We start from the raw sequence: 26,893 nt of genomic DNA on the forward strand, positions 1-26,893 counted from the left end.
CGCGCCGAACGCGAGCAGGGCATCACCATCGACGTCGCCTACCGCTACTTCGCCACCCCCAAGCGCCGCTTCATCCTCGCCGACACCCCCGGCCATGTGCAGTACACCCGCAACATGGTCACCGGCGCCTCCACCGCCGAGCTGGCCATCATCCTGGTCGACGTCCGCAACGGCGTGGTCGAGCAGACCCGACGCCATGCGGCCGTGGCCGGCCTGCTCCGCGTCCCGAACGTGGTCCTCGCCGTCAACAAGATGGACCTCGTCGGGTACGAGGAGAAGGAGTTCGAGCGGATCGTCGAGGACTTCGCGGGCCACGCCGCCGAGTTGGACCTGCCCGGCTTCACCCCGATCCCGGTGTCGGCGCTGGTCGGCGACAACGTCGTGGACCGCTCGACCCGCATGGACTGGTACCGGGGGCCCGCGCTCCTGGAGTTCCTGGAGAACGTCCCGGTCGGTGGCGAGGCCACCGACGCCCCGGCCCGCTTCCCGGTCCAGTACGTCATCCGGGACTGCGAAGTCCGCCATTACGCGGGCCAGTTGGTGTCCGGTGCACTGAAGGTGGGCGACCGGGTCACCGTCCATCCGTCCGGCGAGACCTCCGTGATCACCGGCATCGACGTGCTCGGCTCCGCCGAAGAGGTCGCGCAGGCACCGCAGTCGATCAGCGTGCGACTCGCCGACCAGCGGGACGTGTCACGCGGCGACATGATCACCACGGGGATCGACGTCCCGGCGCTCACCCGGGACGTCCGGGCGTCCGTCTGCCATCTGGCCGACCGCCCGCTGAAGGTCGGCGACCGCGTCCTGGTCCGGCACACCACCCGGACCGTGAAGGCGATTGTCCAGGACCTCGCGGGAGCGGGCGAGTTGACCGCCAACGACCTTGGCCGGATCACCCTGCGCACCGCCGATCCGCTCGCCCTGGACGACTACGCGGTCTCCCGGCGCACCGGCGCGTTCATCCTGATCGACCCGGCGGACGGGTCGACGCTGACCGCGGGAATGGTCGAGCTGCCGTAGATCCGGACCGCGAGCGCCCTCAAGTCCCCAGTTTCAGACGGGGCTTGGGGGCGTCGGTGCGTCCGGTCTGCGGGCGGCGGCTGCCCGCGCGGTACGGGTCCGGCCAGACGACGCCGGGACCGTCGTAGCCCTGCTCGGCGGCCGCGTGAAGTGTCCAGTGCGGATCGTAGAGGTGCGGGCGGGCCAGTGCGCAAAGGTCCGTACGACCGGCCAGGATCAGCGAGTTGACGTCGTCCCAGGAGGAGATCGCACCGACCGCGATCACCGGGACGCCGGTCTCGTGACGGATCCGGTCGGCATACGGCGTCTGGTACGACCGCCCGTACTCCGGGTGCTCCTCGGCCACGACCTGTCCGGTCGACACGTCGATCGCGTCGGCGCCGTGCGCGGCGAAGGCGCGGGCGATCCCGACGGCGTCCTCGACCGTGTTCCCGCCCTCGGCCCAGTCGGTGGCGGAGATACGGACGGTCATGGGCAGTTCCCGCGGCCACACTCCCCTGATGGCGTCGAAGACTTCCAGGGGGAAACGGAGGCGCTCGGCGAGGGAGCCGCCGTAGCCGTCCGTGCGCCGGTTGGTCAGCGGGGAGAGGAAGCCGGAGAGCAGGTAGCCGTGGGCGCAGTGCAGTTCGAGAAGGTCGAAACCGGCGCGGGCGGCACGCCAGGCGGCTGCCGTGAACTGCTCGCGGATGTCGTTGAGTTGGGCACGGCTGAGCTCGCACGGGGTCTGGTTGACGGGCTTGTACGGGATCGGGGACGGCGCCACGACGGGCCAGTTGCCGTCCGGCAGCGGTTCGTCGATGCCCTCCCACATCAGCTTGGTCGAGCCCTTGCGGCCGCTGTGGCCCAGCTGCACACCGATCGCGGTGCCCGGCGACCGCGCGTGCACGAAGTCGGTGATCCGCTTCCAGGCCTCGGCCTGTCCGCCGTTGTAGAGGCCGGTGCAGCCGGGTGTGATCCGGCCCTCGGGCGAGACGCACACCATCTCGGTCATCACCAGCCCGGCGCCGCCGAGGGCCCGGGCGCCCAGGTGGACCAGGTGGAAGTCGCCGGGGATGCCGTCGGTGGCGGAGTACATGTCCATCGGCGACACCACGACCCGGTTGCGCAGGGTCAGGTCCCGCAGCCGGAACGGGGTGAACATCGGGGGCGTACCCGGCTCGCAGCCGAACTCGCGCTCCACGCTGCCGGTGAAGTGGGCGTCACGCAGACGCAGGTTGTCGTGGGTGACCCGGCGGCTGCGGGTGAGCAGGTTGAAGGCGAACTGGCGCGGCGGCTGGTCGAGGTACAGGCCGATGTTCTCGAACCACTCCAGGCTGGCGCGGGCGGCGCGCTGTGTGGAGGCGACGACGGGTTTGCGCTCCGCTTCGTAGGCCGCCAACGCCGCCTGCAGGTCCGGCTGTTCCTCCAGACAGGCCGCCAGGGCGAGGGCGTCCTCAACGGCGAGCTTGGTGCCGGAGCCGATGGAGAAGTGGGCGGTGTGGGCGGCGTCGCCGAGCAGGACGGTGTTGCCGTGCGACCAGTGTTCGTTGACCACGGTGCGGAAGGTGGTCCAGGTGGACTTGTTGGAGCGCAGAGGGCGGCCGTGGAGTGCTTCCGCGAAGATCTTGGCGCAGCTCTCCGTCGACTCCTGCGGGGTGACGCCGTCGAACCCCGCGGCCCTCCAGACCTCCTCGCGCATCTCGATGATCACGGTCGACGCGTCGGGGGCGTAGGGGTAGCCATGGAGCTGCATGACGCCGTGTTCGGTCTCGGCGATCTCGAACCGGAAGGCGTCGAAGGCGAAGTCGGCGGCGAGCCAGATGTAGCGGCAGTGGTGTGAGGTCACATGGGGCCGGAACACATGGGTGAGGGCCTGGCGTGTGGTGCTGTTGACCCCGTCCGCGGCGATGACCAGGTCGTGGGTCCGGTGCAGGTCGGGGGGTGCCTCGGTGCGGAAGCGGAGGTCCACGCCGAGGGTGCGGCAGCGGTCGTGGAGGATCTCCAGGAGACGTTTCCTGCCGAGGGCGGCGAAGCCGTGGCCTCCGGAGGTGTGGCGGGTGCCTCGGTGGACGATGTCTATGTCGTCCCAGCGGGTGAAGTCGTGCTGGAGGGCCTCGTAGACCTCGGGGTCCGCGTGTTCTATGCCGCCGAGGGTCTCGTCGGAGAGGACCACGCCGAAGCCGAAGGTGTCGTCGGGGGCGTTGCGTTCCCAGACGGTGACGTCTCTGCGCGGGTCCAGGCGTTTGAGCAGGGCGGCCGCGTAGAGCCCGCCGGGGCCGCCGCCGATGATCGCCACGCGTAGGGGGTGGCTGGTCTCGTGTGGCGACTGCGGGTGAGTGGGGGCTTGTCGCGCCCGCGCGGCGGTAGCCGCACATTCAACACAGCCCCGCGCCCCTGTAGGCCGGGACACTTACCGCCCCTTCCATTTCGGCGGCCTCTTCTCCGTGAACGCCGTGTGGAACTCCCGGTAGTCCTCGCCGTGCATCAGCAGGGCCTGGGTCGAGGCGTCCAGTTCCACCGAAGCCGCGAGCGGCATGTCCAGCTCCGCCGTCAGCAGCGCCTTCGTCTGGGCGTACGCCAGGGCCGGGCCCTCGGCCAGGCGGCGGGCGAGGGCCGCGGCGGCCTTGTCGGCGCCGCCCTCGTCCGTCAACTCGCTGATCAGGCCGATCCGTTCGGCCTCCGGTGCCCGTACCGGTTCGCCCAGCATCAGTAGCCGGGTCGCGTGTCCGAGCCCCACCACCCTCGGCAGCAGATAGGCCGCGCCCATGTCTCCGCCGGACAGTCCGACGCGGGTGAACAGGAACGCGAAGCGGGCCGACGGGTCGGCTACCCGGAAGTCGGCGGCCAGCGCCAGCACCGCCCCTGCCCCCGCCGCCACTCCGTGCACGGCCGCGATCACGGGGAACGGACACTCCCGTACGGCACGCACCACCTGGCCCGTCATCCGGTTGAAGTCGAGGAGCTGGGCGGTGTCCATGGCGAGGGTCGCGCCGATGATCTCGTCGACGTCACCGCCGGAGCAGAATCCACGGCCCTCGCCGGCCAGGACCAGGGCGCGCACGGAACGCTCCCGGGACAGCTCGGCGAGCAGATCACGCAGGTCGGCGTAGGCGCCGAAGGTGAGCGCGTTGAGTTTCTCGGGGCGGGCGAGGGTGACGGTGGCGACGCCGTCGGTGAGGTCGACGCGCAGGTGCTGCCAGTCGGAGGTGCGGGCGGCGGAGCCGGTGAAGGGGCTCATGATCGTGCGGCCTCCTCGTGCTCGGGCGAAGTGCGAGGTTCGAGGACCGGGGTGTGAGCTGTGCTCTACCCCTCGAAACTATCACCCATCTTTGACTGTCGTCACGAGTGCGCGATAGAGGCATGCAGATCTGACCTGGACCCGTCACAGGCGTCACGGCTCGTCGACAGACCGGCAACGGCGGGATCAGCACCGGGAGGCAAGCCGTTGCTACGGGTAAGCCGCCTGCCAACGGGGCCGAAGGTCCCGTACGGCTCCCGCCGGAGGCCTCTGCCGACGGCGCCGTACCATTCATACGGTTGAAAGCAGGACAGCCTGCTCATGAACGGACCCGCCTTGCAAGATCGCCCCTCAGCCTCCGCCTCCTGGCGCATCGCGCTGCCGCATTCCGCCGCGGCCGTGCCCGTTGCACGCGCTCTGGTCCGCACCGCGCTGGCCGAGCTGGAGCACGGGGCGGACAGGGACACCGCGGAGCTGCTGACGGCCGAGCTGGTGGCGAACGCCGTGGAGCACACGGCCGGCGACACCCCCATAGAGCTCGTGGTCGAGCTGCTCCCCACGGGCTGCCAGGTAGAGGTGCACGACCCGGACCCGGCACCTCCGGGCCATCTGACCCAGCCGGAGGCCAAGGCCCCGGACCCCTGGCAGGAACACGGCCGCGGCCTGCTGCTGATCCGCGCCCTCAGCTCCTCGTGCGGCCACCGGCCGACCGAGACCGGCAAGGCGGTGTGGTTCCGTCTGCCGGTGGTGCCGTCTCAATGGCACCCCGCGTGACAAGGCCCACCTAGGGGCGAGGGGAACTGCGCGACAAGCCCCCACTCAGCCGCAGCCGACGACGAGCCGCCCTACGCCAACGTCGCCACCAGTACGGCCTTGATCGTGTGCAACCGGTTCTCGGCCTCGTCGAACACCACCGAGTGCCCGGACTCGAACACCTCGTCCGTGACCTCCAGGGACTCAAGACCGTGGCTCTCGAAGATCTCCTGCCCCACCTTGGTACCGAGGTCGTGGAAGGCCGGCAGACAGTGCAGGAACCCGACCTCGGGATTTCCCGTGGCCCGCAGCACATCCATCGTCACCGCGTACGGCGCCAGCGCGGCGATCCGCTCGTCCCAGACCTCCTTGGGCTCCCCCATGGACACCCAGACGTCGGTCGCGACGAAGTCCGCCCCCAGGACCCCCTCCTCCAGCGACTCGGTGAGAGTGATCCGCGCCCCGCTGTCCACGGCGAGCGTTCGCGCCCGCTCGACGACGTCCTGCGCGGGCCAGTAGGTCTTCGGGGCGACGATCCGCACGTCCATACCGAGCAGCGCACCGGTGATCAGATAGGAGTTGCCCATGTTGAACCGCGCGTCACCGAGGTAGGCGAAGGCGATCTCCCGGACCGGCTTCGTGGTGTGCTCGGTCATCGTCAGCACGTCGGCGAGCATCTGGGTGGGGTGCCAGTCGTCGGTGAGTCCGTTGTAGACCGGGACACCGGCGTACGCGGCCAGCTCCTCGACCTTCTGCTGGCTGTCCCCGCGGTACTCGATCCCGTCGTACATACGACCGAGCACGCGCGCGGTGTCCCGTACGGACTCCTTGTGCCCGATCTGCGAGCCGGACGGGTCCAGGTACGTCGTCGAGGCACCCTGGTCCGCCGCGGCGACCTCGAACGCGCAGCGTGTGCGCGTCGAGGTCTTCTCGAAGATCAGCGCGATGTTCTTCCCGCTCAGGTGTCGTGTCTCGGTCCCGGCCTTCTTCGCGGCCTTCAGCTCGGCGGCCAGCGCGACCAGGCCGAGGAACTCCTCCGCCGTGAAGTCGAGCTCCTTGAGGAAGTGGCGCCCGGCGAGGGCGGTGGGGACTGTCGCCATGGGGGCGCTCCAGAGGGACGAGAACAGGACGCTGGAAGTCTATACGATATTCAGCATTTCTATACAGCCTCCCTCTCCACCGGACAGCTCATACAGCGCGGCCCGCCCCTCCCCCGCCCCAGCTCGCTGCCCGGGATCTCGATGACCTCGATGCCCTGCTTGCGCAGGTGAGTGTTGGTGGTGGCGTTGCGCTCGTAGGCGACGACGACACCCGGTTCGACCGCGAGGACGTTGCAGCCGTCGTCCCACTGCTCGCGCTCGGCCGCGTGCACGTCCTGGGTCGCAGTCAGGACCCGGATCGCATCGAGCCCCAGCGCGGCGGCGATCGCGCGGTGCATGTGCTCCGGCGGGTGGTCGGTGACCTTGAGTTCCTTGTCGTCGACGCCCGGTTCGATGGTGTAGGAGCGGAGCATGCCGAGCCCGGCGTACTGGGTGAAGGTGTCGCCGTCGACCATCGTCATCACGGTGTCGAGATGCATGAAGGCGCGCCGCTTCGGCATGTCGAGGGCCACGATCGTCTGCGCGGAACCCTCGGCGAAGAGCTTGTGCGCGAGCATCTCGACAGCCTGGGGCGTGGTCCGTTCGCTCATGCCGATGAGGACGGCGCCGTTGCCGATGACGAGGACGTCCCCGCCCTCGATGGTGGACGGGTAGTCGGCCTGCCCCTCGGACCAGATGTGGAACGTTTCGTCACGGAAGAGCGGGTGGTGGCGGTAGATCGCCTCGAAGTGGACCGTCTCACGCTGCCGGGCCGGCCAGCGCATGGCGTTGACGGAGACCCCGTCGTAGATCCAGGCCGAGGTGTCACGGGTGAAGAGGTGGTTGGGCAGGGGGGCGAGGAGGAAGTCGTCGAGCTCCATGACATGGAAGCGCACGGACGTCGGCTCCGGGTGCGCGTCCAGGTACTCCCGCTTGGTCATCCCGCCGACGAGCGCCTCGGCCAGCTCGGCGGCGGGCAGCGTCTCGAAGGAGGCCCGGAGGTGGTCGGTGGCCAGCGGGCCGTACTCCTTCTCGTCGAAGACGCGGTCCAGGACGAGGGACCGGGCCGCCGGGATCTCCAGGGCCTCGGTGAGCAGGTCGCCGAAGAGGTGGACGGCGACACCGCGATCGCGCAGCACGTCGGCGAACCCGTCGTGCTCGGCGCGCGCCCGGCGCACCCACAGCACGTCATCGAAGAGCAGTGCGTCCTTGTTGCTGGGGGTGAGCCTTTTGAGCTCGAGATCCGGCCGGTGCAGGATGACGCGGCGCAGCCGCCCGGCCTCGGAGTCGACATGGAATCCCATGCCTCCATCCTGACCAACGGGAAGCGTGTTGACCCCTCCGTCCGGCCGGGTTTCTTCTTCTCGTCCTCTTGACGATAAACAGCCGGAACGGTTATCGTCTGACAGACGAAAAGAGGGGGCTCGATGGCCGACATCACCCGGCGCCTCGGCTGGCGCCATCTGCGCGGCGCACCCACGGCGCACATCCGGCACCACCGCGGCGGCACACTGCTGCACGACGGTCCCGGACTCAGCTTCTGGTACCGCGCACTGACCGCAGCGCTCTCCGAAGTGCCGGTCGACGACCGCGAGTTGGCCATGACGTTCCACGCCCGTACGTCCGACTTCCAGGACGTGGCGGTCCAGGCGACGGTCACCTACCGGATCGGCGACCCGGCCCTCGCCGCCGCGCGCCTGGACTTCTCGATCGACCCGGACACCGGAGTGTGGCGGGGCGCGCCGCTGGAGCAACTGGGCACGCTGCTCACGGAGACGGCCCAGCAGCACGCGCTCGACGTACTGGCCCGCACACCCCTGTCCTCCGCCCTGGTGGACGGGGTGGCGGCGGTGCGCGAACGGATCGCGGCGGGTCTTGCCGCGGAGCCGCGGCTGCCCGCCACCGGCATCGAGGTGGTCGCCGTACGCGTGATGGCCCTGCGCCCCGAGCCGGAGGTGGAACGGGCCCTGCGCACCCCGGCCCGCGAGCAGATCCAGCAGGAGGCCGACCGGGCGACCTACGAACGGCGAGCCGTCGCCGTAGAACGCGAGCGGGCCATCGCCGAGAACGAACTGGCCAGCCAGATCGAACTCGCCCGCCGCGAAGAGCAGTTGGTGGAGCAGCGCGGGACGAACACCCGCCGGGAGGCGGAGGAGCACGCGGCCGCGGACGCGGTGCGGGCGGAGGCGGAGGCGACGCGTTCGGTACGGCTCGCCCGTGCGGAGGCCGAAGGGGCGCGCGCGGTGGGTGACGCCAAGGCACAGGCACAGGCCGCCTGGTTGCGGGTGCACGCCGATGTCGACGTCGCCACCCTGCACGCCCTCACCGGGACCCGGCTCGCGGAGAACATCCCGAACATCGACAGCGTGACGATCTCGCCGGACGTGCTGACGGGGCTGCTGGCCAGGCTGGGCACGCGGGACGGGACATGAGCCTCGCGCCACGGGCCGTACTGGTCCATCGCACCACGGAGTACGAGGAGTTGGTGGCCCACCACGGCACCCACGGCCAGGCCGCCTTCTTCCTCTCCTCCCGGGGACGGGACATCGAGGAGGTCGCCGAACGCCACCACCGCACCCGGCGAGCGCTCGTCGAAGTCACCTCGGCAATCCCGCTGACCTGGCGTCAGACGCGAGTGGAACGGGCCGACCTGGACCGCTTCCTGTTCGCGCCCGAGGACGTCGTGGTCGTGGTCGGGCAGGACGGACTGGTGGCGAACACCGCCAAGTACCTCTCGGGACAACCGGTGTTGGGCATCGACACCGAACCCGGCCGCAACCCGGGCGTCCTGGTGCGCCACCGCCCGCGGGACACAGCGGAGTTGCTGGCAGTGGCCGGTGCGAGCGTGGACGAGTTGACGATGGTCGAGGCCGTCGCGGACGACACCCAGCGGCTCGTCGCACTGAACGAGATCTACCTGGGGGCCGCCGGTCATCAGACCGCCAGATACCGCCTGGGCCTGGAGGGCGACGGGGGTGTCGTCGAGGCCCAGGCTTCCTCCGGAGTGCTGGTGGGGACGGGGACCGGAGCCACGGGCTGGCTCCGGTCGGTGTGGCAGGAGCGGGGCGGTGCCCTGCCGCTGCCGGCCCCGACGGAGAACCGCCTGCTCTGGTTCGCCCGCGAGGCCTGGCCCTCCCCGGCCACCGGCACCTCCCTGACCGCCGGCGAACTCCCCGCCCCTGCCAGCCTCCGCCTCACCGTCGAGTCCGAACGCCTGATCGCCTTCGGGGACGGGATGGAGGGCGACGCTCTGGAGCTGACATGGGGGCAGACCGTGGAGGTGGGGGTTTGTGGAGAGCGGTTGCGGTTGGTGAGGTGAACCTGCAGGCGGGCGGGTGGGGGGTGACCCGACGGCCACCCCCCACCCGCCCGGACCCACGGCTCAGAGCCGCGGGTCCACCGGCTCCGACTCCAACGCCAGCACCCCGAACACCGCCTCGTGCACCCGCCACAGCGGCTCGCCCTCCGCCAGCCGGTCCAGGGCCTCCAGGCCGAGGGCGTACTCGCGGATCGCGAGGGAGCGCTTGTGGTTCAGGAACCTCTTGCGCAGTCGGTCGAGGTTCTCCGGGCGGGTGTACTCCGGACCGTAGATGATCCGCAGGTACTCCCGGCCCCGGCACTTGATGCCGGGCTGCACCAGACGCCCCTCCGCACTGCGGACCACCGCGCCGAGCGGCTTGACGACCATGCCCTCGCCGCCGCGGCCGGTCATCTCCAGCCACCAGTCGACGCCCGCCCGGACGGACTCCGGGTCGCCGGTGTCGACGTAGAGACGTCGGGTGGTCTGGAGCAGACCCGTGGAGTCGTGCTCCACCAGCCGGTCCAGGAGGGCCAGCTGCTCGTCGTGCGGCAGCCCGGCGAGGCTGCGGCCCTGGACCGCGAGGATCTGGAACGGTGCCAGGCGGACACCGTCAAGGCCCTCGGTGGTCCAGCAGTAGCGCCGGTACGCGTCGGTGAACGCACCTGCCGCGTCGGCCCGTTCACGCTGACGGGCCAGCAGGTCCGTCACGTCCACGCCTCGGTCCGCCGCGCCCCGGAGCGCGGCCAGCGCACCCGGGAACACCGCGCCGGACGCGGCGCCCACCGCCGCGTACTGCGACCGCAGCAGGCCCGAGGCCTTCAGCGACCACGGCATCAACTCGGCGTCCAACAGCAGCCAGTCCGTGGCGAGTTCGTCCCACAGGCCCGCCTCGCCGATCGCCGTCCGCAGCCGGTCGAGGATCGTCTCCGTCACCGACTCGTCGTCGAAGAAGGGACGCCCGGTGCGCGTGTACAGCGAGCCGGTCGGGCCTCCCCCGCTCTCGGCTTCGCTCGAGCGGGAGGTGCCCCCAGCGCCGAAGCGCTTGCGGGCCGCCTCCGCGTCCCGGCAGACCAGGGCCACCGCCCGCGAGCCCATGTGCTTCTCCTCGCACACCACCCGCTCGACCCCGTCCCCGGCGTACTGCGCGAACGCCTCCGCCGGGTGCTCCAGATAGCCCTCGATGTGGCTGGTCGCCGTCGGGGCCATGGTCGGCGGGAGGTACGGCAGCAGCCTCGGGTCCACCGCGAAGCGGCTCATGACCTCCAGGGCCGCGGCCGCGTTCTCCTCGCGGACCGCGACACGACCCTGGTGCCGGGTCTCCACGGCCCTGCGGCCGTGCACGTCGGCGAGGTCGAGCGGCCGGCCGTCGTGCCCGCCGGGGGCCTCCGACTTCAGCGGCTTGACCGGCTCGTACCAGACCTGCTCCGCCGGTACGTCGACGAGCTCCCGCTCCGGCCAGCGCAGCGCCGTGAGCTTGCCGCCGAAGACGGCGCCGGTGTCCAGGCAGATCGTGTTGTTGAGCCAGGTCGCCTCCGGGACGGGTGTGTGACCGTAGACGACCGCGGCCCTGCCCCGGTAGTCCTCCGCCCACGGGTAGCGCACCGGCAGCCCGAACTCGTCTGTCTCACCGGTGGTGTCGCCGTACAGCGCGTGCGAGCGGACCCGGCCCGAGGTACGGCCGTGGTACTTCTCCGGCAGACCGGCGTGACAGACCACCAGGCGGCCGCCGTCGAGCACGTAGTGGCTGACGAGTCCGTCGATGAACTCCCGCACCTCGGCCCGGAACTCGTCCGACACGGCCTCCATCTGCTCGATGGTCTCCGCGAGGCCGTGGGTGTGCTGGACCTTGCGGCCCTTCAGGTAACGGCCGTACTTGTTCTCGTGGTTGCCCGGTACGCACAGCGCGTTGCCCGACTTGACCATGGACATCACGCGGCGCAGCACGCCCGGGCTGTCCGGGCCCCGGTCGACGAGGTCGCCGACGAAGACCGCGGTACGACCCTCGGGGTGCACACCGTCGGTGTAGCCCAACTTGCCCAGCAGGGACTCCAGTTCGGAGGCACAGCCGTGGATGTCGCCGACGATGTCGAAGGGGCCGGTGAGGTGGGTGAGGTCGTTGAAGCGCTTCTCGGTGACGACGGTGGCGTGCTCGATGTCCTCCACTCCGCGCAGGACGTGGACCTTGCGGAAGCCCTCGCGCTCCAAGTGGCGGATGGAGCGCCTCAGTTCGCGGATGTGGCGTTTGATGACCCGGATGGGCATGTCGGCCCGGTCGGTGCGGCCCGCGTTGCGCTCGGCGCACACCTCCTCGGGCACGTCCAGGACGATGGCGATCGGCAGGACGTCGTACTTCTTGGCCAGGTCGATCAGCTGCCGTCGGGAGTCCGACTGCACGCTGGTCGCGTCGACGACCGTGCGGCGGCCTGCGGCCAGCCGCTTGCCCGCGATGTAGTGCAGGACGTCGAAGGCGTCCTTGGTCGCCCCCTGGTCTTTCTCGTCGTCGGAGACGAGTCCCCGGCAGAAGTCGGAGGAGATGACCTCGGTCGGCTTGAAGTGGCGCCGGGCGAAGGTGGACTTGCCCGAGCCGGAGGCTCCGACGAGGACGACGAGGGAGAGGTCGGTGACGGGGAGAGCGCGTCCCGTGCGCTGGGTCTCGGTCATGCCGCCTTCGCCTCCTTCTCGGTCCTGATCACAGCTGTGCTCATCTCGAAAACGGCCATCTGAGTGGGCGGTCCGACCTCCGGGTCGTCCAGCCCCACAGGCGTGAACTCCACGTCGTAGCCGTGCCGTTCGGCCACCGACGACGCCCACGCCCGGAACTCCTCCCGCGTCCACTCGAAGCGGTGGTCACCGTGCCGGACGTGTCCGGCCGGGAGGCTCTCCCAGCGGACGTTGTACTCGACGTTCGGGGTCGTCACGAGAACCGTCCGGGGGCGGGCCGCGCCGAACACCGCGTACTCCAGGGCGGGCAGCCTCGGCAGGTCGACGTGCTCGATCACCTCACTGAGCACGGCGGCGTCGTACCCCTTGAGCCGCTTGTCGGTGTAGGCGAGTGAACCCTGGAAGAGCTGGACGCGCGAGGCCATCCGCTCCCCCATGCGGTCCAGCTTCAGCCGCCGGGAGGCGATGGTGAGCGCCCGCACCGACACGTCGACGCCGACGATCTCGGTGAACTTCGGGTCCTTGAGCAGCTCCTGCACCAACTGGCCCTGTCCGCACCCGAGATCGAGGACACGGGCGGCACCGGCGGCGCGCAGCGCGTCCAGGATGGCCTCGCGACGCTGTACGGCGAGCGGGGTCGGCTTCTCCTCGGTCTCCGTCTCCGCCTCGACGGCGTTGTCGATGTCCTCGACCTCGCTGTCGTCGGCCTCCGCCAGCCGCACCAGCTCCAGGCGCTCCATCGCCTCGCGCGTCAGCGACCAGCGGCGGGACAGGTAGCGGCTGGTGATCAGCTTGTGCTCCGGGTGCGCGGGCAGCCAGCCCTCGCCCGCCCTGAGCAGCTTGTCGACCTCGTCGGAGGCCGCCCAGTAGTGCTTGGCGTCGTCCAGCACGGGGAGGAGGACGTACAGATGGCGCAGGGCCTCGGCGACGGTGAGCTGCGTGGACTCCAGTTCGAGGCGGACGTAGCGCGAGTCGCCCCACTCCGGGAACTCGGTGTCCAGCGCGATCGGTTCGGCGGTCACGGTCCAGCCGAGCGGCTCGAAGAGACCCCGTACGAGATCCGGGCCGCCGCGGGCCGGGAGCGCGGGCACCTCGATCCGCAACGGCCTTGCCTGCTGCGGGAGTTCGGGCTTGGCGTGGCACACCCCGCGCATCGCGCTGGAGAAGACCGCGCTCAGCGCCACCGCGAGCAGCGAAGAAGCCGCGTACGGACGGTCGTTGACGTACTGCGCGAGTGCCGCGTCGGGGGCGCCGCCGCGGCCCTTGCCCTTGCCGCGCCTGACCATCGCCACCGCGTCGAGCTCCAGCAGCAGCGCCGCCGTGCACCGCTGATCGTCCGCCTCGGGATACAGGACGTGCGCCCTGCCGTAGGAGGTGGAGAACGCCTGCGCTTTCTCGGGATGCTTGTGCAGCAGGAAGCCGAGGTCGGTGGCGGGGCGCTCGGGGGTGCCGGTGGTGCTGATGGTCAGGAACATGCGCGTGGCCTCTCCGGCCGGTGGACGGGATGGGAACGCCGTACGCGAAAGCCCCCGAGGACGGTGATCCTGGGGGCTCGGCAGGACGACGTCCCCAGCTTCGCATGTCGGGCCCGACCTGCGCCCTCGATTAACCGGCGGACACCGCCCTGGTCACGACAGCTGCGACTGGACCTGCGCGGAGATCAGCTCCAGGTGGTCCAGGTCGTCGAGGTCGAGGACCTGGAGGTACACACGGCGGGAGCCTACGGCGGCGTAGCGGCCGATCTTGTCGACGACCTCGGCGGGGGTGCCGGCCAGGCCGTTGGCCTTGAGCTCCTCGACCTCGCGACCGATCGCGGCGGCACGGCGGGCGACCTCCTGGTCGCCCTTGCCGACGCAGACGACGAGGGCGTTGGAGAAGGTGATCGCGTCGGCCGCGCGACCCGCCTCCTGGGCGGCGGCGCGGACCCGGCCGAACTGGGTCTCGCTGTCCTCGACCGAGCTGAACGGCATGTTGAACTCGTCGGCGAAGCGAGCCGCGAGGCGCGGGGTGCGGGTCGCGCCGTGGCCGCCGATCAGCACGGGGATCTTGTGCTGGGCGGGCTTGGGCAACGCGGGCGACTTGGTGAGGTCGTAGTGCATGCCGTGGAAGTCGAAGGTCTCGCCGGGCTCGGTGGCCCACAGGCCGGTGACGATCTCCAGCTGCTCCTCCAGGCGGGGGAACTTCTCCTTCGGGAACGGAATGCCGTACGCCGTGTGCTCCTCCTCGAACCAGCCCGCGCCCAGGCCTAGTTCGACGCGGCCGCCGGACATCTGGTCGACCTGGGCGACCTGGATGGCGAGCACGCCGGGCAGCCGGAAGGTGGCGGCGGTCATCAGGGTGCCGAGGCGTATGCGCTTGGTCTCGCGGGCCAGGCCGGCGAGGGTGATCCAGGCGTCGGTGGGGCCGGGGAGGCCGTCGCCGTCGCCCATCCTGAGGAAATGGTCAGACCGGAAAAATGCGTCGAAACCGAGGTCTTCCGTGGCCTTCGCGACGGTGAGGAGGGTGTCGTAACTTGCGCCCTGCTGGGGCTCGGTGAAGATGCGGAGATCCATGTCTCCATCCTGCATGCAGCGGTGCGCTGCGCCCCCACCGGTCCCCGTGGCCTCCGTGGCCCCCCGGCCGAAGGAAACGTGCCACTGACTGCGGGGGCTGGGCGGCCGAAGGGGTTGCCGCAGGAGGAGGTCGGCTGAGGGCTGGGCGGTACCGGCGGGTGCGGGCGCGTCATGGCTGGTCGCGCCCACGCGGCGGAGCCGCACATCGACACAGCCTCGCGCCCCTAGGTGGGTTCAGCTGGGTGTGCCTTGACTGCACCCACTCAGGGGCGCGGGGAACAGCGCGACCAGCCCCTACCGGGCCCGCGGCCGACATGCACCACTAGCCCGCCTCTCTCTCCTCCCCCCGGTCCGCGAGTCTTCGCAGCATCTGCAGCACCCGGTCCCGGGACTCGTCCGCCGCGTCGATCGCCTCCATGCACTGCCAGTACGTCCTCTCGTCATCCGCCGCGCAGGCGAGCCCGACCAGGGCTATGCCCACCTCGCCGAGGAGGCCGCCGAGGCAGACGAGCGCCTGGCGGGCGTCGCCGAGTTCGGTGAGTTGCGCCGCCCGCAGCTCCGCCATGGCGATGTCGGGGCGGTCCAGGACTCCGCAGCCACGGCCTGCCAGCTCGGTCAACCCGAGGGCCTCGCCCCGGAGTTCAGGTGGCCCGGCGACCGCGAGGCGACTCCCTATCGCCTGGGCCAGGGCCTGCGCCTGCCACACCTCGGCCATCACCTGAGGCGCCTCGCCGCCCCCGGCCAGGGCACGCCTGCTCGTCACGATGAGCCGCACCGCGTCCATCGGCTGCCCCCGTCTGTCGCGACGTACCCCCGGCACGTCCGCCCGAACTCCCTTGTCCACTACCCAGAGTGAGGTCTCTCGGAACAGAAAGCCAGAGGTAGACGGAAATCTGCGGACAACGAATCGATTTCGGACCACCTTTTCATCACGGAGAGTGAAAGAGGACTGAACAACTCCTCACGGCGCCGGAAACCTTCGCTCGTTCCGGTCGATCTTCGCGTCCAGCGCCGCCAGCGGATCGACGCCGAGCACCTCGCACAGCTGGAGCAGATACGCGAGCACATCGGCGACCTCGTCCGTGACGCGGTGCGCGGTGTCGGGGTCGTCCATGACCCGTGCCGACTGCTCGGGCGTCAGCCACTGGAAGATCTCGACCAGTTCGGAGGCCTCCACGCTGAGCGCGGCGACGAGGTTCTTGGGGGTGTGGTAGGGCTGCCAGTCGCGGGCCGCCGCGAACTCGGCCAGACGGCGCTGCAGTTTCGCCACGTCGAGAGGTTCTGTCACGGCTCCAGGTGTACCACCGTGACGCCGTCCACCCCGGTGGCCCACGAGGCGTCGCTCACCGCGCCGACGAGCCGGATGTGCCCGCGCTCACACATCCGCACGGCCAGCCGCAGCAGTTCGGCCCGCTGCCGCCCGTCGAGGCCGCGGTCGAGGTTGTCGGCGAGCACGGTGAGCGTCTGCATCGCCTCGGGCACCTCGCCGGCCGGGTCGACCTCCAGCACGCCGGGTCCGGTGAGCAGCACCAGCGCGAGGGCGAGGTACCTCAACTCGCCGTCGCCCAGCCGCCCGAGCTCCGTACGGCTGCCGTCGCCGCGGTCGAGCACTGCCCGGACAGTGCCGGTGAGCAGGGGTTCCGCGAGGACATCGGTGACGGGTCCCGCGCAGCCGGCGCGTACGGCGGCGACGAGTTGGGCGTGCCGTCGGCCGCACTCCGCGCGCGTGCGCCACAGGACGTCGGCGAGGTTGTCGCAGCCGCCGAGCAGCCGTCCGGAGCCGGTCGGGACGGGGAGGCGCATGCGTCCGGGGCGTGGGTCGCAGCCGAAGACGGAGCGCAGGGCGACCACGGTCTGTTCGGCGGCGGCGAGGACGCGCCGCTGGCCGTCGGTCCTGCCGGCCACGTGCAAGGGCAGGAGTGCGGTACCGAGTTGGTCGTCGGGGAGCTGGGCGCGAGTGACCAGTGCGGTTCCGGCCGTGTGCCAGGCGGCCTGTACGGACCGGCGGGACGGGTCGCGCAGGCCGGTCTCCAGGAGGACGAGCCCGTCGGACGTCAACCGCTCGCCCACGACGCGTAGTTCGGGCTCGGCCTGGACGGCGATGTCGAGCCGGACCAGCCCTTCCGGTCCGTCGGCCGTGCAGCCGATCCGGAAGCCGCGGCGGCGCTGCGCGTCGGGTCGGGCCCGGTCGGGGACACAGGCGACGGGGTCGGGGAACACCTCGGCGAGGCTCGCGCCGCCACCGAGCCGGGCGAGTGCCTCGTACGCCCTGAGCGCGCTCGTCTTGCCGCTCCCGCTGGGCCCGGCGAACAGGGTGAGCGGCCCGAGCGACAACCCGGCCCGCCGGTGCACGGCGTACGCGGACAGCCGTAGCTCGGTGAGACACGGCCGGTCGTGACGGCGCTCGCCACCCTGCGAGAGCTCCGCGAGCGGAGAGGCCGACTGAGCCGACGCGACAGAGGAGGTGGGGGACACACGCATATCCGGACCGTAGGACTCCGCCACCGGGCGAACCGTTTCTCCCCGGGGGCCTTCCTTCGATCGAGCGAACGGCACCCGCGCCCCGGCGGGCGCCCCCGCAACCGGGCCGCTCCTGGATCCGGTCGGCCTGTGCCGGTCCGGCGCACCGGCCCGACTCCGGGCAACGGCGCGGCGTCGGCCCGGGTGAGCGGGTTCGGGTGCGGCGAGCCGGGCGGCGAGCGCGGAAGCGACGGGGCGCTTCCCGCGCGGGATCGTTCGAGCGTGGGGGGGGATCCGACAGCCGACAACCGTGCCGCAGATCGGCATGCCACCCGCCGCGACACCGGAACGACCCACCCCCTAGGGGGTGTCTGACCATTCCCGCCTGCCCTCCGGGCGGACGACGGGAATGGTCAGACAGACACCCCCTAGGCCCCCGGCATCCCCGCCCCCTCCATCAGCCCCGTCACCTCGGTCCCAGCCGGTGTCAGCAGGAAGACGTTGCGGTCCACGCGGTGCATCCCGCTCGCCAGGCCGAAGACGACGCCCGTGCTGAAGTCGAGGACGCGCTTGGCGACCTCCGTCTCCGCGCCGGTGAGGTCGAGGAGGACGGGGATGCCCGCCATGAGGGTCTCGGCGACCTCGCGGGCGTCCGCGAAGACGTTGATCCGCAGGACGACGAACCGGCGCCGGGCCTCGGTCTCGGCCTCCGGGACGGACCGGTGGTCGATCGCGGACGGCCACGCGTCCCGCCCACGCAGCGGAACTACCTGGGCGAGCCCTTCCCACTGTTCATCGGTGACGTCGTACCTGTTCACCGGCTCCCCCCGCTCCGACTCGCCTTCAATGCCTGCACCAGCCAATTCTTACGCCAAGTCACCCGTTCGGCCCAACAGCGACACGGTCCGCGACGGGCTCGGCGGACACTTCACGTCACCTCCCACCGTGACGAAAGGGTCTTACCCGCCTCACACCGGACTCTTGGCCTCCGTCGCCACCTCCCTCACCGGGTCCGATTAGCGTCCGATGTCGTGCTCCTGGCAGATACTCAACTGTCGGCACCCGGCCGGCGAACCCAGCCGGCGGTGACCGCCGCCCCGGAACCTCCCACGCAGTGGCATCGCGTCCTGACCCTGCTCGCGGACATCAGCCTCTTCATCGGGACCCGCGAGGTGTGGACGCAGGCGGCCACCCACCGGCCCGCGGTGGCCATGGTGATCTCCGTCTGCTACGCCTCGATCCTCGTCTGCGGCGTACTGGCCCTGGTGGTGCGCGGACGACGAGCCCTGGCGCGCGTGGACCTGTGCGTACTGCTGACCGGCCTGACGCTCGCCCTGTGCGCGTTCGTCCTGTTCCACCGCGGCTCCGACGAATCCGTCCTCACCGCCCAGGCGGCCCGCGAACTCGTCGCGGGACACGGGGTGTACGGCCACCCGTGGCCCTGGCTCTTCGGCAGCAACGGCATCGCGCTGACCCCGACCGTCACGGGCGGGTACGACTACACGTACGGCTATCCCCCGCTCGCCCCGCTGCTGACCGCGCCCCTGTTGTGGCTCGGCCACGGCGGCGTGCCTGCCATAGCGATGAGCACGGGCGCGATGCTGGTCGGCACGGTCGTGCTGTGGTGGCTGCTGCCGGCGCCGTGGCGGTCGGCGGCGACCATGGCGTGCCTCGGATTCTCGATGATTCCCATGTACGGCCGACTCGGCTACCCGGCGATCCTGGCGCTGGCCCTGATGGTGCCGGTGGTGGTGCGCTGGCCCCGGATCGGCCGGGGCGGACGGCTCGGTCCGGCCGGGGTGGCGCAGGCGGCCTGTCTGGGCGCGGCGTGCGCGGCGCAGCAACTGCCGTGGTTCCTGGCGCCGTTCCTGCTCGCCGGGATCTACGCCGTACGGCGCGGGGAACTCGGCGCGCGAGAGGCGGGCCTGGTGATGCTGCGCCTCGCCGGGGTCGCCGCCACCGTATGGCTGCTGATCAACACGTACTTCGTCGTGAGCCAACCGGTGGCGTGGCTGAAGGGGATCGCGCTGCCGCTGATCCAGGGCGCGGTGCTGCACGGCCAGGGCCTGATGGGCGTGTCGCTGTATCTCACGGACGGCAGCGACCGGCTCGACTGGTACGGGTACGCGAGCCTGCTGCTGCTCGCCGGTCTGCTGGCGCTGTTCGTGCTGTTCGTGCGGCGGCTGGGTCCGGCGGCGACCGTGCTGCCGTGGCTGGCCTTCTATCTGGCGACCCGTTCGCAGGACGGCTACTACCTGATGATGACCCCGCTGTGGCTGGCGGCGGCGGTCACCGCGCCCACGGCGGAGTTCGCCGGGGCCTGGCAGCCGTTCGCGGACCGGCTCGGCGGCCCGCACCGGCGCCCCGCGCGGATCGCCGCGGTCGTACTGCTGCTGAGCCCGGCCCTGGCGAGCGCGGCGCTGGCGGCCACCGGCTCACCGCCCCTGCGTATGAAGGTCACCGCGCTGCGCCATGACGCCCGCACGCTCTCCCGGCTGACCCTGCGGGTCACCAACAGCGAGGACCGGGCGCTGACCCCGCACTTCACCCTCACCCGGGGCCAGGGCATGTATCCGTACTTCTCGGTACTGCGGGGCCCGGCCACGCTGGCCGCCCACACCACGGCCGTCTACGAACTGCGGCCGCCCGGCGGGACGTACGCCCTGCCGCACCGGCATCAGCGGGTCCGGCTGCGTGTCTTCACGGCCTCGCCGCAGACGCTGTCGAGCACCTACATCACGCTGCCGACCGCTTGAAGCGCAGCGCGGCGGTGACCGTGGTCAGGCCGCGGATCATGCCCAGCTGGTTCCAGCCCAGGCCGAAGTGCTCGCGGTCGACCGAGAACTCGGCGTTGAGCGTGACCGTGTCGGCGCTCGCGTCGGCGAGCTTCGCGGTGAAGGACTGGGGGCGGCTGATGCCGCGCACGGTCAGCTGACCGATCACATGCACCTGGTCGCCGTCGCGCAGTTCGGCGCTGCGCACCGCGAAGGTGATCTCGGGGTGGTTCTCGACGTCGAAGAAGTCGGAGCCCCGCAGGTGCTCGTCGCGCTTGGCGTTCTTGGTGTCGAGGGAAGCGGCGTCGAGGGTGAGGGTGCCGACGGCGGATCCGTCGGGCCGCACCTCGCCCTGGCCGTCCACGGTGGCAAAGGCGCCCTTGACCGTGACCAGGCCCCACATCGTCCTGTGCTTCAGGGCGACGGTGGTGGCGGTCCGGTCGAGCTGCCAGGTTCCGGTTTCGACGGCGACTGTCATGGTTCCTCACTCACATAGTCCAAATTTGGATGACAGCACGCTAGCCGATTATTCAAATTTGGACAACGGGTAGAATCGAAGCCATGGCCGACCTCTCCGACTGTCCCTCCGCCGCAGGTGACGGACTCCTGCCCGCCGAGCTGCACGCCTGGATGCTGATGCTGGCCGCGACCGGAGCCGTGGAGCAGGAGCTGCGCGCCGTCGTCAAGGAACGGCTGGACGTCTCGCACGACGAGTTCCTGGTCCTGTGCCTGTTGGCCACGGGTCCCCGGGAAGGTCAGCGCATGACACGGATCGCCGAGCTGCTGGGCCGCCCCAAGACCCGCCTCACCTACCAGATCGCCTGTCTCCAGCACGCCGGCCTCGTCACCCGCAAGGCGGTCTGCGGCGACAAGCGGGGCATCGAGGTGGCCCTCACCGAGAAGGCGCGGGACCTGCTCAAGGACGCCTCCGGCACCCTCGCCGAGACGGTCAAGGAGGCCCTGGCACGGTTCATGGGCCCCGACCAGCGCGAAGCGCTGTGCGCCCTGCTGCCGGATCTCGCCGTGGAGGCGAAGCCGGAGTAGTCACCGGGGCGGTTGCGGGTACCCGGCCGGTGCCCGCGCCGATTCCGAAGGAGGGGTTCATGGGGACCTCCGACCTGCCCGTTCCTGTCGTACGACGGCCTGACGCACCCCCGCCGGACACGGTGGCCCTGGAGCGTGCCCTGCGCGAGCGGGTCGACGGCGAGGTCCGCTTCGACGCGGGGAGCCGGGCCGCCTACTCGACGGACGCCTCGAACTTCCGCCAGACCCCGATCGGCGTGGTCGTGCCCCGTACGCCCGAGGCGGCCGCGGAGGCGCTGGCCGTGGCCCGAGAGCACGACGCTCCGGTGCTGTCCCGGGGCGGCGGGACCAGCCTCGCCGGGCAGTGCACCAACACCGCCGTGGTGATCGACTGGTCGAAGTACTGCGGACGCCTGGAGTCCGTGGACGAGGACAACCGCAGCTGTGTCGTGCAGCCCGGCATCGTCCTCGACGAGCTCAACCGCCAACTCGCCCCGACCGGCCTGCGGTTCGGCCCCGAGCCCGCCACCCACGCCAACTGCACCATCGGCGGCATGATCGGCAACAACTCCTGCGGGGCCACCGCGCAGGCCTACGGCAAGGTCGTCGACAACATCGCCCGCCTGGAAGTGCAGTTGTACGACGGCACCCGGTTCTGGTGCGGGGAGACCAGCGACGAGGAGTACGCCGAGATCGAGCGGCAGGGAGACCTACGGGCCTCCGTGTACCGGCAGTTGCGCGCCCTGCGCGACACCTACGCCGACGAGATCCGCGCCCGCTTCCCGGACATCCCGCGCCGCGTCTCCGGCTACAACCTCGACTCGCTGCTCCCGGAGCATGGCTTCGACGTCGCCGGGCTGCTGGTCGGCAGTGAGTCGACCCTGGTCACGGTGTTGCGCGCCAAGCTGGAACTGGCGCCGGTGGTGAAGGAACGCACCCTGGTCGTCCTCGGCTTCCCCGACATCGAGTCGGCCGCCGACGCGGTGCCGACGATCCTGCCCTACGAACCGATCGCGCTGGAGGGCATCGACTCCCGGCTGCTGAAGGACGAGCGGATCAAGCATCTCAACCCGAAGGCCCGCGCCGAACTCCCCGAGGGGAACGCCTTCTTGATGGTGCAGTTCGGCGGGGAGACCGTGCGGGAGGCCGACGAACACGCCCACCGCATGCTGGACGGACTGCACGAGTCGGAGCACGACCCCGAGGTCGCCTTCCTCGACGATCCCTCCCACGAACAGGAGTTGTGGGCCGTCCGCGAGTCCGGACTGGGCGCCACCGCACACATCCCGGGCCGCCCCGACACCTTCGAGGGCTGGGAGGACTCGGCGGTCCCGCCCGAGCGGCTCGGCGACTATCTGCGCCGACTGCGGGCCCTGTACGACGAGTTCGGCTATCTCAGCGACACCGGGCCCAGTCTCTACGGCCATTTCGGCCAGGGCTGTGTGCACACCCGGATCCCCTTCGACCTGTACTCCGCCGACGGGGTGGCCGCGTACCGGCGGTTCATGGAGCGGGCGGCCGACCTGGTCACCGAGTTCGGCGGTTCCTACTCCGGTGAGCACGGTGACGGGCAGAGCCGGGGCGAGTTGCTGCCGAGGATGTTCGGGGAGCGGCTCGTCACCGCCTTCGGTCAGTTGAAGGCCGTCTTCGACCCGCGCGACCGGATGAACCCCGGGAAGGTCGTGGCGCCGTACAAGCTCGACGAGAACCTGCGCCTCGGCGCTGACTGGGCCCCGTACGACCCCCGCGACCTGCACTTCCGCTTCCCGCACGACGGCGGGTCCTTCGCCGAGGCCGCCAACCGCTGTGTGGGCGTGGGGAAATGCCGTCAGCACACCACCGAGGGCGGCGCGGTGATGTGCCCGTCCTACCAGGTCACACACGAGGAGGAGCACTCCACGCGCGGGCGGGCCCGGCTGCTGTTCGAGATGCTCGACGGCCACGGGGACAGCGCGATCCAGGACGGCTGGCGCTCCGAGGCCGTACGCGACGCCCTCGACCTGTGTCTGGCGTGCAAGGGCTGCAAGAAGGACTGCCCGGCGGACGTCGACATGGCCACGTACAAGGCGGAGTTCCTGTCCCACCACTACGAGGGCCGCTGGTGGCGCAGGCCCCGCGCGCACCTGTCCATGGGCTGGCTGCCCGCCGTCGCCCAGGCGGTCGGGCGCGCCCGACTCGGGCCGCTCGTCAACGCGTTGACCCACACCCCGCCGCTGTCCAGGGCGGCCGTGGCCGTCGCCGGCGTGGAGAACCGCGAGGTACCGCTGTTCGCCAGGGAGACGCTCCAGCAGTGGTTCGCGCGGCACGAGCCGTACGGCGACGGGGCGCGCGGCACCGTCCTGTTGTGGCCGGACACCTTCACCAACCACTTCCACCCGCACATCGGACAGGCCGCCGTGACGCTCATGGAGCACGCGGGCTGGCGGGTCGAGCTGCCCGAGGAACCGCTGTGCTGTGGCCTGACCTGGATCTCGACGGGTCAACTAGCGACCGCTGAGCGGGTGTTGGGGCACACCGTGCGCCGACTCGCCGAGCACGTCCGGGCGGGCGGCCTGGTGGTGGGCCTGGAGCCCAGCTGCACCGCCGTGTTCCGCGCGGACGCACCGGAGCTGTTCCCCGGCGACCACGACGTACGACGGCTGCGCGACCAGACGGTCACTCTTGCCGAACTGCTCACCGAGCACTCCCCCGGCTACGAACCCCCGCAGGTGCCGGAACGCTCCGCGAAGGCCCTCGCCCAGGTGCACTGCCACCAGCACGCGGTACTGGACTGGGAGGCCGACCGGGAACTCCTGCGCCGCGCGGGCGTCGACGCCGAACGCCTGGACTCCGGCTGCTGCGGCCTCGCCGGCAACTTCGGCTTCGAGCCGGGCCACCTGGAGGTCAGCGAGGCGTGCGCGGAACGCGTACTCCTGCCCCGCCTGCGGGAGGAGGCCCCGGAGACGGTGGTCCTCGCCGACGGCTTCAGCTGCCGCACCCAGATCCACGAGTTCGACAGCGGCGGCCACGAGGCGGTGCACCTGGCGGAGCTGCTGGCGAGCGCGCTGCGGGGAGCACCGGGCAGCGCGTACGGCGTGGCTCCGGGTGCGCGGCCGACGCCACCGAGCCGCAGGGCAAGGGCACTGACCCTGACCGGAGCGGGCTTGGCGGGCCTGGCGGCGGCGGCCACGACAGCCCGGCTCCTCCGCAGCAAACGGTGAGTGAACCAAGAGGCGCTGGGCTGTATCGATATGCGGCTCCGCCGCGTGGGCGCGACCAGCCACGACGCTCCCGCGGCCGCCCACGGACCTCAGACCACCAGTTCCATCAGCGCCGCCCGCGCCCGCGCCACCCGAGACCGCACGGTCCCCACCGGACACCCACTCACCACAGCCGCCTCCTGATACGACAACCCCAGCATCTGCGTGAGCACAAACGCCTCCCGCCGCTCGTCGGACAACGTCCCCAACAGATCAAGCAGCACTATCCCGTCGTCGAAACCAGGCACGTCCTCCCGCTGGGCTCGCTCGACCGCGAGCTCCCAGTCGGGGCAGTCGTACTGCTGGGGCCGCACCGCCGCACGGCGGAACCCGTCGATCACCGCCCGCCGCGCGATGGACAGCAGCCACGCCCGCGCCGAGGAACGCCCCTCGAACCGGTGCAGACTGCCGAGCGCCCGCAGGAACGTGTCCTGGGCCAGGTCTTCCGCGGCCTGGGGGTCGGCGCACAGGTAGGAGACATAGCGCAGTACGTCGCGATGCAGGGCACGCACGAAGTGTTCGACGGCCTCGGTGTCACCCGTGCGGGCGGCGAGCGCCCAGGCGGTGGCGGAGGCGTCGGCGGACTCCCGTTTGCTGCGGGGGTCGGCCGAGACGGGCAGGGCGGAAGTGATCACCAGGTGTCCTTCTGGGGTCAGCCGTGATCCGGGCCGCTGCTGTCGTGGCTGTGCACATGGGTGCGCAACGGTCCGGTGAGGGGATGCGGCCGTACGGCGACCACACGTGCGGGGCGCACATACGTGGGCGTACGACCGAGTGCCCGAGGCGCACTGGGGCGGCCTCGGGGTGTCGGCTGTCGTCAGGCGACAGCCGTCCCCAGGGGCGGACCGCGATGGGTGATCGCGTGGACGAGGAGAAGTAGCCTCGGCGCCCGCTCGGAGCGGGCGCGACGCATCCGCACACGCGGGCGGTGCGGGGTCGCGGGCAGGACGAGCAGCAGCCGCAACGGGGCGACCAGCCATCCGGCCACGGCCCGCAGGATGCGGAACGCCGCCCTCTCGCCGTAAGCCAGCCAGAGGCCGGTGAGGAGCGCGGCGAGCAGGTGGGCGGCGTACATGCCGAAAGGCAGCCAGTACGCGAGAGCGCCGACGCCCGAGGAAGCACCCAGCTGAGCCGCGTCCATGGAGTCCATGCCACTCGTGTGCATGGACTCCATGTGCATTCCGCCCATGTCCTGCGCCGCCGAAGTGGGCTGCGCGAGGGAGAAGGCCGAGTGCAGGGCCGTCTGGGCGGAGACGACGACGGCCACGATCAGTGGCAGGCCCCGTTCACGGCCGGCCAGACACCAGCCCGCGCACCCGGTCACGACCAGGCCCGCGGCCAGTGTCCAGCCCGGCACCCGGGTGCCGGACATGAGGACGTGGCCCAGGGCGGCGAGCAGCACACAGACGGCCGCGAACACCGCGGCCCGTACCGTGCGAGCACACCACCCTGCTGTCATGGCGCCTCATCCTGCCATCCGGGCATCGAAAGTCACCTGTGGGTACGGAAATCCACAGGTGACTGCTCACTGAGCGCGGCGGCTCCGTACGACGGCGAAGGCCCCGGCCGCGAGGCCGAGCACACCGACGACCAGCCCGGCGACGCCGAGGCCGCGCGCGGTGGAGTCGCTGTCCGAGGCCTTCGCGGTGGCCGCCGGGGTCTTCGACGCCGTCTTGGAGGTGGCGGCCGACGTGCCCTCGGCCGACGTGAGCTTGAGGACCGGTGCCGGGTTCTCCGGCTCCTCGTCGCCCGACGCGGCCTCCTCGATCCAGCGGACGACCTTGCCGTCGGAGTAGGTCTGGAGGGTCTTGAAGGTCAGCTGGGCGGTGTCGTCGGGCAGCTCGCCGAAGGCGACCTCGAAGTCCTCGTAGTGGCCGGAGCCGATCTTCCCGCCGGTCCAGGTGATCTCGGAGACGGCGTCGGTGATGGTGCCGTCGTCCGTCTTGACCGGCGTCTTGAGCTTGGTGTTCGTGACCTTGGCCGTCCAGCCGTCGTGCGGGGAGACGAGCACGCCGAGCAGGGGGTGGTCGGTGGGCAGGAACAGCTGGACCTCGGTGGTGCTCGCGGTGTCGCTCTCGTCGGGCACGCGGAAGGTCAGCGCGCCGTCGGTGGCGCCCTTGGCGTAGCTGTCGGGGTGGACGGTGACATGCGCGGAGGCGACGCCCGCGGCCGTGAGGACGGTGGCGGCTGCGAGGGCGGTGCCGGCGGCGCGGCGCAGGGCGGTGTGTGCTGAGGACATGGGTGAGGGATCTCCGTACCGAAGAAATGGGGTGGGGGGGTCAGATCGCGTACGGGATCGTCGTGGGCGGTCCGCGCCGGTGGACCGTGTGGCGCAGCAGGAGGGGACGGGGTGTCCGGGGGCCGCTGTCGGGGACCGGCCGCGCGGGGGCCGGGGCGGCCGGATCGCCGTACCCCTGCCACCAGGCCGCGAGACCCGGTACGAGCGCGGCGGAACGGCGCAGGAGCGACCACAGGGCGGCCTCGCCGCGCCGTAGCCACCAGGTCAGCAGGAGGGCGGCCGAGATGTGGGCCGCGGTGGCGTGCGGGGTGCCGGCATGCGGGTGCGGTGCCGCGGTGTGGCTCATCCGCATGCCCTGCATGGTCATATGCGTCGCCGCCATGTGCCTAGCGACCATGTGCGTCGCGGCCATGTGGTGCATCGCCATGTGGTGCATCGCCATGTGGTGCATCGCCATGCCGTGATGCGTCGCTGCGGAGGGCTGGGCTTGATCCGCTTTGACGGACATCCGAGATCAGGGGTTCTGCCCCGGGAGGATGTCCATCATGGAGAGCATGGGGAAGAAGAAGCCTCGG

General features: G+C 71.1%; 23 protein-coding genes. 7 read left to right on the forward strand and 16 right to left on the reverse strand.

Annotated elements, in window-relative coordinates; genetic code table 11:
* Positions 1 to 1,020, forward strand: a 1,020-nt coding sequence (locus tag ACI2L1_RS42145; protein ID WP_404744772.1) for a sulfate adenylyltransferase subunit 1, incomplete at its 5' end; no start/stop codon positions are given.
* A 19-nt stretch (positions 1,021 to 1,039) separates the two neighbouring features.
* Here the strand turns inward: ACI2L1_RS42145 and ACI2L1_RS42150 are convergent.
* Complete coding sequence (locus tag ACI2L1_RS42150; protein ID WP_404744773.1) at positions 1,040 to 3,409, reverse strand: bifunctional salicylyl-CoA 5-hydroxylase/oxidoreductase; 2,370 nt, start codon at positions 3,407 to 3,409, stop codon at positions 1,040 to 1,042.
* Positions 3,410 to 4,237 carry an enoyl-CoA hydratase family protein gene (locus tag ACI2L1_RS42155; RefSeq protein ID WP_404744774.1) on the reverse strand — a complete coding sequence of 276 codons (828 nt, stop codon included), beginning with the start codon at positions 4,235 to 4,237 and terminating at the stop codon, positions 3,410 to 3,412.
* 321 nt (positions 4,238 to 4,558) lie between these two features.
* Here ACI2L1_RS42155 and ACI2L1_RS42160 point away from each other — a divergent pair, with 321 nt between their 5' ends.
* The gene (locus tag ACI2L1_RS42160) at positions 4,559 to 5,011 is read left to right on the forward strand and encodes an ATP-binding protein (RefSeq protein WP_404744775.1); all 453 of its coding nucleotides are present in this window, start codon (positions 4,559 to 4,561) and stop codon (positions 5,009 to 5,011) included.
* Positions 5,012 to 5,082: 71 nt separating this feature from the next.
* On the opposite strand, the gene argF is transcribed toward ACI2L1_RS42160, so the two are convergent.
* Both argF and ACI2L1_RS42170 read right to left on the reverse strand, forming a co-directional pair.
* A complete protein-coding gene (argF, locus tag ACI2L1_RS42165) occupies positions 5,083 to 6,090 on the reverse strand; it encodes an ornithine carbamoyltransferase (protein ID WP_404744776.1) in 1,008 nt (335 codons plus the stop codon).
* Positions 6,091 to 6,149: 59 nt separating this feature from the next.
* Complete coding sequence (locus ACI2L1_RS42170) at positions 6,150 to 7,373, reverse strand: arginine deiminase (protein WP_404744777.1); 1,224 nt, start codon at positions 7,371 to 7,373, stop codon at positions 6,150 to 6,152.
* 123 nt (positions 7,374 to 7,496) lie between these two features.
* On the opposite strand from ACI2L1_RS42170, the gene ACI2L1_RS42175 reads away from it, so the two are divergent.
* Together ACI2L1_RS42175 and ACI2L1_RS42180 are read left to right on the forward strand one after the other, a co-directional pair.
* Positions 7,497 to 8,501 (forward strand): SPFH domain-containing protein, encoded by a 1,005-nt coding sequence (locus ACI2L1_RS42175; RefSeq protein WP_404744778.1) that lies wholly within the window; start codon positions 7,497 to 7,499, stop codon positions 8,499 to 8,501.
* Complete coding sequence (locus ACI2L1_RS42180) at positions 8,498 to 9,388, forward strand: hypothetical protein (protein WP_404744779.1); 891 nt, start codon at positions 8,498 to 8,500, stop codon at positions 9,386 to 9,388. Before ACI2L1_RS42175 ends, ACI2L1_RS42180 begins: the two co-directional genes overlap by 4 nt.
* Before the next feature lie 63 nt (positions 9,389 to 9,451).
* On the opposite strand, the gene ACI2L1_RS42185 is transcribed toward ACI2L1_RS42180, so the two are convergent.
* From ACI2L1_RS42185 to ACI2L1_RS42215, 7 genes are all read right to left on the reverse strand, one after another.
* Positions 9,452 to 12,031: a polynucleotide kinase-phosphatase gene (locus ACI2L1_RS42185; RefSeq protein WP_404744780.1), complete on the reverse strand. Its 2,580-nt coding sequence runs from the start codon at positions 12,029 to 12,031 to the stop codon at positions 9,452 to 9,454.
* Complete coding sequence (locus ACI2L1_RS42190; protein ID WP_404744781.1) at positions 12,028 to 13,506, reverse strand: 3' terminal RNA ribose 2'-O-methyltransferase Hen1; 1,479 nt, start codon at positions 13,504 to 13,506, stop codon at positions 12,028 to 12,030. The genes ACI2L1_RS42185 and ACI2L1_RS42190 overlap by 4 nt, the downstream gene beginning before the upstream one ends.
* Before the next feature lie 153 nt (positions 13,507 to 13,659).
* Complete coding sequence (locus tag ACI2L1_RS42195) at positions 13,660 to 14,583, reverse strand: LLM class F420-dependent oxidoreductase (RefSeq protein ID WP_404744782.1); 924 nt, start codon at positions 14,581 to 14,583, stop codon at positions 13,660 to 13,662.
* Between the two features lie 322 nt (positions 14,584 to 14,905).
* Positions 14,906 to 15,367, reverse strand: a complete 462-nt coding sequence (locus tag ACI2L1_RS42200; protein WP_404744794.1) for a DUF6099 family protein — start codon at positions 15,365 to 15,367, stop codon at positions 14,906 to 14,908.
* 177 nt (positions 15,368 to 15,544) lie between these two features.
* Positions 15,545 to 15,871 carry a nucleotide pyrophosphohydrolase gene (locus ACI2L1_RS42205; RefSeq protein ID WP_404744783.1) on the reverse strand — a complete coding sequence of 109 codons (327 nt, stop codon included), beginning with the start codon at positions 15,869 to 15,871 and terminating at the stop codon, positions 15,545 to 15,547.
* Positions 15,868 to 17,064, reverse strand: coding sequence for an ATP-binding protein (locus ACI2L1_RS42210; RefSeq protein ID WP_404744784.1), 1,197 nt, complete (start codon positions 17,062 to 17,064; stop codon positions 15,868 to 15,870). The genes ACI2L1_RS42205 and ACI2L1_RS42210 overlap by 4 nt, the downstream gene beginning before the upstream one ends.
* A gap of 407 nt (positions 17,065 to 17,471) precedes the next feature.
* Positions 17,472 to 17,861 carry a cell division protein SepF gene (locus tag ACI2L1_RS42215; protein ID WP_404744785.1) on the reverse strand — a complete coding sequence of 130 codons (390 nt, stop codon included), beginning with the start codon at positions 17,859 to 17,861 and terminating at the stop codon, positions 17,472 to 17,474.
* 267 nt (positions 17,862 to 18,128) lie between these two features.
* Here ACI2L1_RS42215 and ACI2L1_RS42220 point away from each other — a divergent pair, with 267 nt between their 5' ends.
* The gene (locus tag ACI2L1_RS42220; protein ID WP_404744786.1) at positions 18,129 to 19,799 is read left to right on the forward strand and encodes a hypothetical protein; all 1,671 of its coding nucleotides are present in this window, start codon (positions 18,129 to 18,131) and stop codon (positions 19,797 to 19,799) included.
* On the opposite strand, the gene ACI2L1_RS42225 is transcribed toward ACI2L1_RS42220, so the two are convergent.
* Positions 19,780 to 20,295: a YceI family protein gene (locus ACI2L1_RS42225; RefSeq protein ID WP_404744787.1), complete on the reverse strand. Its 516-nt coding sequence runs from the start codon at positions 20,293 to 20,295 to the stop codon at positions 19,780 to 19,782. The genes ACI2L1_RS42220 and ACI2L1_RS42225 overlap by 20 nt on opposite strands.
* A gap of 83 nt (positions 20,296 to 20,378) precedes the next feature.
* On the opposite strand from ACI2L1_RS42225, the gene ACI2L1_RS42230 reads away from it, so the two are divergent.
* Positions 20,379 to 20,861: a MarR family winged helix-turn-helix transcriptional regulator gene (locus ACI2L1_RS42230; RefSeq protein ID WP_404744788.1), complete on the forward strand. Its 483-nt coding sequence runs from the start codon at positions 20,379 to 20,381 to the stop codon at positions 20,859 to 20,861.
* 59 nt (positions 20,862 to 20,920) lie between these two features.
* Positions 20,921 to 24,040 carry an FAD-binding and (Fe-S)-binding domain-containing protein gene (locus ACI2L1_RS42235; RefSeq protein WP_404744789.1) on the forward strand — a complete coding sequence of 1,040 codons (3,120 nt, stop codon included), beginning with the start codon at positions 20,921 to 20,923 and terminating at the stop codon, positions 24,038 to 24,040.
* An 89-nt stretch (positions 24,041 to 24,129) separates the two neighbouring features.
* Here ACI2L1_RS42235 and ACI2L1_RS42240 read toward each other — a convergent pair whose 3' ends face one another.
* The 4 genes from ACI2L1_RS42240 to ACI2L1_RS42255 all read right to left on the reverse strand — a co-directional run bounded on the left by ACI2L1_RS42240 (position 24,130) and on the right by ACI2L1_RS42255 (position 26,775).
* The gene (locus ACI2L1_RS42240; RefSeq protein ID WP_404744790.1) at positions 24,130 to 24,714 is read right to left on the reverse strand and encodes a sigma-70 family RNA polymerase sigma factor; all 585 of its coding nucleotides are present in this window, start codon (positions 24,712 to 24,714) and stop codon (positions 24,130 to 24,132) included.
* 182 nt (positions 24,715 to 24,896) lie between these two features.
* Entirely contained in the window at positions 24,897 to 25,538 is a 642-nt protein-coding gene (locus ACI2L1_RS42245) for a hypothetical protein (protein ID WP_404744791.1), read from the reverse strand.
* 66 nt (positions 25,539 to 25,604) lie between these two features.
* Complete coding sequence (locus tag ACI2L1_RS42250; RefSeq protein ID WP_404744792.1) at positions 25,605 to 26,318, reverse strand: YcnI family protein; 714 nt, start codon at positions 26,316 to 26,318, stop codon at positions 25,605 to 25,607.
* A 40-nt stretch (positions 26,319 to 26,358) separates the two neighbouring features.
* On the reverse strand, positions 26,359 to 26,775 hold the full coding sequence (locus tag ACI2L1_RS42255; RefSeq protein WP_404744793.1) for a hypothetical protein: 417 nt from the start codon (positions 26,773 to 26,775) through the stop codon (positions 26,359 to 26,361).
* Positions 26,776 to 26,893 lie beyond the last annotated feature (118 nt).

The sequence above is a fragment of the Streptomyces sp. NPDC019531 genome, from assembly GCF_044903305.1.
Taxonomy (GTDB): Bacteria; Actinomycetota; Actinomycetes; order Streptomycetales; family Streptomycetaceae; genus Streptomyces.